At 74.7% G+C, this 6,647-nt stretch carries 5 protein-coding genes; all 5 read left to right on the forward strand.

The window, feature by feature from the left end; all coding sequences use genetic code 11:
* The first annotated feature begins 232 nt into the window (after nucleotides 1-232).
* The gene (locus tag AAHZ94_RS26040; RefSeq protein WP_349995708.1) at nucleotides 233-985 is read left to right on the forward strand and encodes a GntR family transcriptional regulator; all 753 of its coding nucleotides are present in this window, start codon (nucleotides 233-235) and stop codon (nucleotides 983-985) included.
* A 307-nt stretch (nucleotides 986-1,292) separates the two neighbouring features.
* Complete coding sequence (locus AAHZ94_RS26045; protein WP_349995709.1) at nucleotides 1,293-1,484, forward strand: SPOR domain-containing protein; 192 nt, start codon at nucleotides 1,293-1,295, stop codon at nucleotides 1,482-1,484.
* A 512-nt stretch (nucleotides 1,485-1,996) separates the two neighbouring features.
* Nucleotides 1,997-2,389, forward strand: a complete 393-nt coding sequence (locus tag AAHZ94_RS26050) for a (deoxy)nucleoside triphosphate pyrophosphohydrolase (RefSeq protein ID WP_349995710.1) — start codon at nucleotides 1,997-1,999, stop codon at nucleotides 2,387-2,389.
* A 534-nt stretch (nucleotides 2,390-2,923) separates the two neighbouring features.
* The gene (locus AAHZ94_RS26055) at nucleotides 2,924-3,376 is read left to right on the forward strand and encodes an ATP-binding protein (protein WP_349995712.1); all 453 of its coding nucleotides are present in this window, start codon (nucleotides 2,924-2,926) and stop codon (nucleotides 3,374-3,376) included.
* 724 nt (nucleotides 3,377-4,100) lie between these two features.
* The coding region (locus AAHZ94_RS26060; protein WP_502964787.1) for a PAS domain-containing protein at nucleotides 4,101-6,647 on the forward strand (2,547 nt) is incomplete at its 3' end.

Genomic DNA, 6,647 nt, shown 5'->3' on the forward strand with positions numbered 1-6,647 from the left:
GGGTGCGGGGCGGTGCGCCGGGCGCGGGGGCGGGCCGGGCCAGCCGGCCGGGTGGACCCACCGCTCGACGAACCGGACGTCTGCTCAGCTAGCGGAAATGCTTGCCCATCGTCCATCCCTGACCAGCAATGCATCACATCGGGTGATTCACAGCCCAAAGCTTGCAGGCGGTTGCGGACGGTTGCCAAGCTGATGCGGACTGTCCACCCCTTGGGACCTGTTGGGAGGGGCCGTGGCCTTTGGCGAGCAGCCCGCATATCTCCGCGTGGCCGGCGACCTCCGGCAGAAGATCGTCGCCGGCGACCTGCCGCCGCACACCCGTCTCCCCTCGCAGGCCCGCATCCGCGAGGAGTACGGCGTCTCCGACACGGTCGCGCTGGAGGCCCGCAAGGTGCTGATGGCCGAGGGCCTGGTGGAGGGCCGCTCAGGCTCGGGCACGTACGTGCGGGAGCGCCCGGTGCCGCGCCGCCTGATCCGTACGGGATACCGCACGGTCGCCGACTGCACCCCCTTCCGGCAGGAGCAGGCCGACGAGACGGTGCCCGGCACCTGGGAGTCGAACAGCGGCCAGGAGGAAGCCACGGCCGAGATCGCCGCGCGGCTGCTCATCGAGCCGGGCGAGCGCGTCATGCGCACCCACTACGTCTTCCGTGCCGTCGGCGAGCCCACCATGCTCTCCACCTCCTGGGAGCCGCTGTCGATCACCGGACGCACGCCGGTGCTGCTGCCCGAGGAGGGCCCGCTCGCCGGGCGGGGCGTGGTGGACCGGATGGCCGCCATCGACCTGGTGGTCGACAACGTCGTGGAGGAGGTGGGTGCCCGCCCCGGCCTCGCCGATGAGATGGCCGCCCTCGGCGGCGTCCCGGGCCACGCGGTTCTGGTCATCTCCCGTACGTATTACGCGGGCGGCCGGCCGGTGGAGACCGCCGATGTGGTGATCTCAGCGGACCGGTACCGGATCGCCTATCACCTGCCCGTCCGATGACCGCATCCGACGGCTGAGGATCGCCGCGGACGCCCGCCGGGCGGTGCGCCCGCGGCGGATGACCGCTCGTGCCGATCGTGCTATCGCCTCAGTTATGGCGATGTATGCCGGAAGGCCGCGGGCGGTTTCGGCATGCCGATCTCCGCTGGTGGCCGTCCGGTCGGTGGCCGGATGCGTACCTCTTGGTGAGAATCCGTATCCGCTGAGTGAGGGTCGGGCGTAGGCTCGGGCATATGCGGATCGTGGTTTCCCACAACAGACGGAGCAGGCGTGCCGGGGGACGGCCGGCCGGAGGAGGGGGTGCGGGATGACGGAGAGTGGCCCGGGGCCCTCGCTGCCGTGGCTGGTCGTCCGCCAGGACGACAACGGCAATCGCTACCGGGTCGGGAGGTATGCGACCAAGACGGAGGCGGAGCAGGTGGCCGACCGGCTGCATGCGCGAGGCGCCAGCCAACTCTATGTAGTAGAACGCTCCACCGCGCCCCGGCGTACCGCCTGAGCGGACGCACCGTCGAGTCGTTGCCGGACCGGCGCACCGAGCGCCACCCCGGGACGCACGACAGACAGGGCGCAGACGTAGTGCACGATGCAGGAAGTGCCGCGCTTCGCGGGGGCGTTGAGACGCCGCCCCGGACGACCGGCACCCGCACCACCGCGGCGGGCCGCAGCGCCTGACCGCTTCGCGCGCGAGCCCCGGCAACACCCCTTTCGGCCGGGCGGGCGCGCACGGCACGACCCCGCTCCACCTCGTACCGCGCGACTCACCGAGCGCGCAGGGCAGCGGTGGAACACCGTTCCCCAGCAGTTCCCCAGGCGGTTCCCCGCACGGCTCGCCCGCACGCCCCCAGGCGCGGCCGGGCCGCACCCGCCGGTGGCGACGCGCCGCGCTCGCGTCGCCGCTGGCCCCTTCGCGCTGCCCGGCGCTGCACCTGCCTGTCGTGCCCATGGCGCGTTCCCGTGGCGCGTGTGGCTGAGGGGTGGGGTGGGTGAGCGGGTGGGTAGGGTGCCGGCGTGACGATGCGTGTGGTGGTGGCCGGGGCCATCTGGGATCAGGGACGGCTGCTGGCCGCGCGCCGCAGCACCCCGCCGGAGCTGGCCGGACGTTGGGAGCTGCCCGGCGGCAAGCTCGAACCGGGTGAGCAGCCCGAACAGGCCCTGCTGCGCGAACTCCACGAGGAGTTGGGCGTCACGGTCGAACTCGGCGAGCGCGTCCCCGGCGCCTGGCCGCTCAAGCCGGGGTACGAAATGTGGGTGTGGCTGGCGCGGCTGGGCTCGGGCCGACCCGAGCCGCGCGCGGAACACGACGAGATCCGTTGGCTGGCGCCGGCCGAGGTGGACTCGGTCGACTGGCTGGAACAGGACCGCCCCGCGGTGGCCGAAGCGCTGCGCAGGCTGACGGCCTGACGAAACCCGCGGGCTGACCCCGTGCGGCTCCACCCTGTGGCTGTGGCTGTGGCTGTGAGTTGGGTTGGATTGGGTTGGGCTGATGTGCGGGGTGTGGGTGTCTCGCGAGGTTCGGTCCCGCAGTTGCCGTGGGTGGGACGGGGCACACCCCTGTCCTGTGCCGTGGGTGTGCCGGGCCGCCGGCCACGCACCCGGCGGTCGCACTGCTCTGCTCGTACGGTCCCCTTCGTGCGCCCCTTCGTACGGGCAACCCTGCCGACCCCGTACGACCCCCTTCGTGCGGGCGACCCCGCCGACCCTGACGGTCCCGGGTGTCCCTTGCCGCTCCCGGACAGTCCCGGACAGTCCCGGAGCAACCCCAAGCCGCTCCGAACCGCCCCACGCACCCGCCGGCCGCCTACCCCATCCGCGTCATCCGGGCCATCCGTGGCACAGGGGCCGGTGGGGCGATATGACGAGCCGAATATCGGGTATGTGCTGACTAACCCCGCCTAACGTGGACATTTCGGTGGGGCTCGTCGGCGTTCAGGGGAAGTGGTGGGCGTGAACGACAGCGCAGGGGCCGTGGCGTCCACGCCCGGCTTCGCCGAATGGAGCTTTCCCGCTGCGCCCGACTCCGTGCGGCAGGCCAGGGAACTGGTGCGGGAAGCGCTGGTCGACTGGGGCATCGAGGCCGTCAGTGATGTGACGGTGTTGCTGGTCAGCGAGCTGGTGACCAATTCGCTGCGGTACGCGAAGGGCCCGATCGGCGTCCGCATGTACTTCCGGCCGCTGCCCGAATCCGGCGGCCGGGCGCTGCTCGTGGAGGTGTCCGACCCGGTGGACGACCCGCCGCGGGAGCGCGCCGCCGCGCTGGAGGACGAGGGCGGGCGCGGGCTGCAACTGGTGGCCGTCGCCTCCCGCCGGTGGGGGACCCGGCGCGGCACGGTGGGCAAGACCGTCTGGTTCGAGCTGACCCTGCCGGGCCCGGGGGAGCCGGCCCGCTAGCGCGCGCCCGGCCGCCGTCGGGCCGCGCCGAGCCCCGCGCGGGCGCGCGGTCCGGAGGTTCCGCATCCGGTGACTGCCGGCCCGGCGCTTCCGGCGCCCATCGGTGCGAGAGTGGTACCCGTCACACTCCAGGGCGCACGGCGGGGCCCGGAGGGCGGACGCCGGGGCGTGAACGCCGCGCAGCGGTGGGTGAACGTTCCTGGGCCGGTGGGCGGCGCGGTGGCGCCAGCGGGCGGTGGGAGCGCTCCGGCCAGTTGTGGGGGAGGCCCGGACGGGGCGGCGTCAAGACCGGCGGGGCGGGCGCTGGGGTGGGGCGTGGGGCGCATGGAGTCGCGGATGAGCCTGTCAGGCTGGTCACGTCCGCGAACTGTCTGGTTAGAGTCAGGTCTGCCTGGTGAGGAGTCAGGCAGCAGCGGTCTGTGGAACGGCCTGGCCTGGCGCGATGAGCAGCCGGCGGGGCGTTCGACGGTGACGGGGCGGTGGCCGGTACGGCACGGCCCACCGGGGGCTGACGGGGGTCCGATGGGGGCCGTCGGAGGCCGGCGGGTTCGGACGGGCCCGTGCGACGGCTCGGTGAGCGTTCGCGATCACCCCGCCGCACGAGAGTGCGTCGAGACCGTGCTGTGATCGTGAAGGCCGTGCAGGTATGGGCCGGGGTGCTGGATACTCGGCCTCCTGGGCCGGTCCTAGCACCTGAGCCGGAGGAGACGGGCACGTGAGCGACATGCCAGCGGGGGCGGGGACGCCCGACGGGACGGAGATCGCACCGGATTCGGCACCGATGTGGCAGGGCAGCCCGCCCGGCTCCATCTACGACTACGTCCGGGTGGCCTCCTTCTCGCTCGGCCCCGACGGGCGCGTGGAGCAGTGGAGCGAACGCGCCGCCGAACTCCTCGGCGTCCCGGCCCACGAGGCGATAGGCCGCGACCCGGTGGAGGTCTTCGTCCCGCACGAGCTGCGCGAACGCGGCCACCGCAAGGTCGCCGAACTGCTCGACGGGCGCGAGTGGACCGGCCTGGTGCCCTATCTGCGACCGACCGCGGCCCATGCGGCGGGTGTGCCGGGCGCGCCCGGCTCCGCCGACGCGTTCAGCGCGGCTGGCCCTGGCGGTGCGTCCGGCGCGACTGGCTCCGCTGGCTCCGCCGGTATGCCCGGTACGGCCGGGCCCGCCAGTACGGCGCGTACGACTGGTACCGCCACCACCACGGCCCCGACCGGCCCCACCACGACGACCAGCCCAGCCCCCGGCACCACCTCCGCCGCACCGCACCACCCCGCACCGCACCACCCCGGCCAGGCCGGCCCGTACGCCGCCGCGCCGCACGGTGCGTCCTACTCCACCCCGCACTCCGCCCCGCCCGGTGTCCCGCAGCCCTGTCCCGAGCTGTCGCCCTGTCCGGACCTGGCGCCGCACGGGCTGCCCGGGCAGCGTTCGGCGGAGCACGACGCGGCGGCCGGCCCGTACGGGCTCGCCGAGATCTACCTCATGCCCACCCGCAACGAGCACGGCGAGCGCTCCGCGCTGTGCATCGCGGTCGACGTCAGCGCACTGCGCCAGATCGAGACCGACCTCGCCGCGTCGCAGGCCGTCTTCGGCCAGTCCCCGCTGGGCTTCTTCTTCGCCGACCAGGACCTGCGGCTGATGCGGGTCAACGAGTGCTTCGCCCGCGCCTTCGGCCGCCCCGTCGCCTGGCACCGCGGGCGCACCCCGTACGACTTCCTGCCGCGCGCCGAGGCCGACCGGTTCAGCGCCTCGCTGCGCCGGGTGATCGAGACCGGTACGCCGGTGACCGGGATGCAGATCGTCGGCTCGCGGTTCGGGGAGACCGAGCGGCAGCGCTGGCAGGTCTCCTTCTACCGGCTGCACGGCGGCTCCGGGCGGCCCATCGGCGTCGCCGGCCTGGTCATCGACATCACCGGGCGGCGCAGGGCCGAACAGGAGGCCGCCGGGGTACGGCGCAACCTGGCGCTGCTCAACGAGGCCGGCGCCCGCATCGGCACCTCGCTCGACCTGGAGACCACCGCCCGCGAACTGCTGGCCGTCGCCGTGCCCCAGTTCTGCGACCTGGCATCGGTCGACCTCTACCAGGGGCTGCTCGCCGGCGACGAGGCGCCGCCCGAGCTGTGGACGGCGCGCGGCACGGGACGCAAGCGCGAGCCGGGCAAGGGCAGCGCCCAGTTGCGCCGGGTGGCCTTCGCCAGCGCCGTCTCCGCAGGCCCCGTCCCGCTCTCCGGCTACCCCGACCCGGACGCCGGCCCCGACGACCTGGCCGGCCCCGTCGACCTCGGCATTCCGGGCGCCGGCAGCCCGATCGGCGTCTCCGGCACGGTCAGCGGCCAGGCCGGCGCCCCCGGGACCGCGGCGGCGGGCCGGGCCGACCGGGCCGAGAAGCAGGACGAGACCGGCGGCGCGTTCGGTCCGTACGGCCCCGGCAGCGGGCGGGCCCACGCGCCCTACGGCGGGCGGGCGCGCGGCACCGGGCGGCGCCCCGTCCAGGTCGGCGAGGTGCACCGGTACCCGCCGCACTCGCCGTGCGCCACCGCGCTCAGCACCGCCCAGGTGCGGGTCATCCCCGGCCGGGACAGCAGCGCGGACCCCGACGGCGGCTCGGAGTTTGGCGCGCTGGTGCAGTCGACGCTGGCGGTGCCGATGGTCGCCAGGGACACCGTGGTGGGGCTCGCGCAGTTCTCCCGTACGAAGGGCAGCGAGCCGTTCGGGGAGCGGGACACCGCGCTCGCCGTCGAACTGGCCGCCCGCGCCGCCGTCTCCATCGACAACGCCCGGCTCTACCGCCGCGAGCACGAGCGCGCCCTCATCCTCCAGCGCAGCTTGCTGCCGCCGGGCGACCCGGAGGCCGCCGGGCTCGACATCGCCTGCCGCTATCTGCCGGGCAGCGAGGCCACCGAGGTCGGCGGCGACTGGTTCGACGTCATCGAACTGCCCGGCCACCGCACCGCCCTGGTGGTCGGCGACGTGATGGGACGCGGGCTGCGCGCCGCCGTCGCGATGGGCGAACTGCGCACCGCCGTACGGACGTTGGCCATGCTCGACCTGGAGCCGGCCGAGGTGATGACCGCGCTCGACGAGATCGCCCACGGCCTCGGCGCGCCCGGCAGCACCCGGGCCGCCAGCCGCAACGGCCGGCCGGGCCCCGCCAGGGTCGGCCGCGGCCCCCGCCCCCCGGGCGCCCCCCGCGGCTCCGCCCGGTGCGCGATATACCAGGCCCCCAGCGTGTACCCGGGGTACCGCCCCGGCACCCCGCCCGGGCCC

Source organism: Streptomyces sp. HSW2009, from assembly GCF_040240285.1.
Taxonomy (GTDB): Bacteria; Actinomycetota; Actinomycetes; order Streptomycetales; family Streptomycetaceae; genus Streptomyces.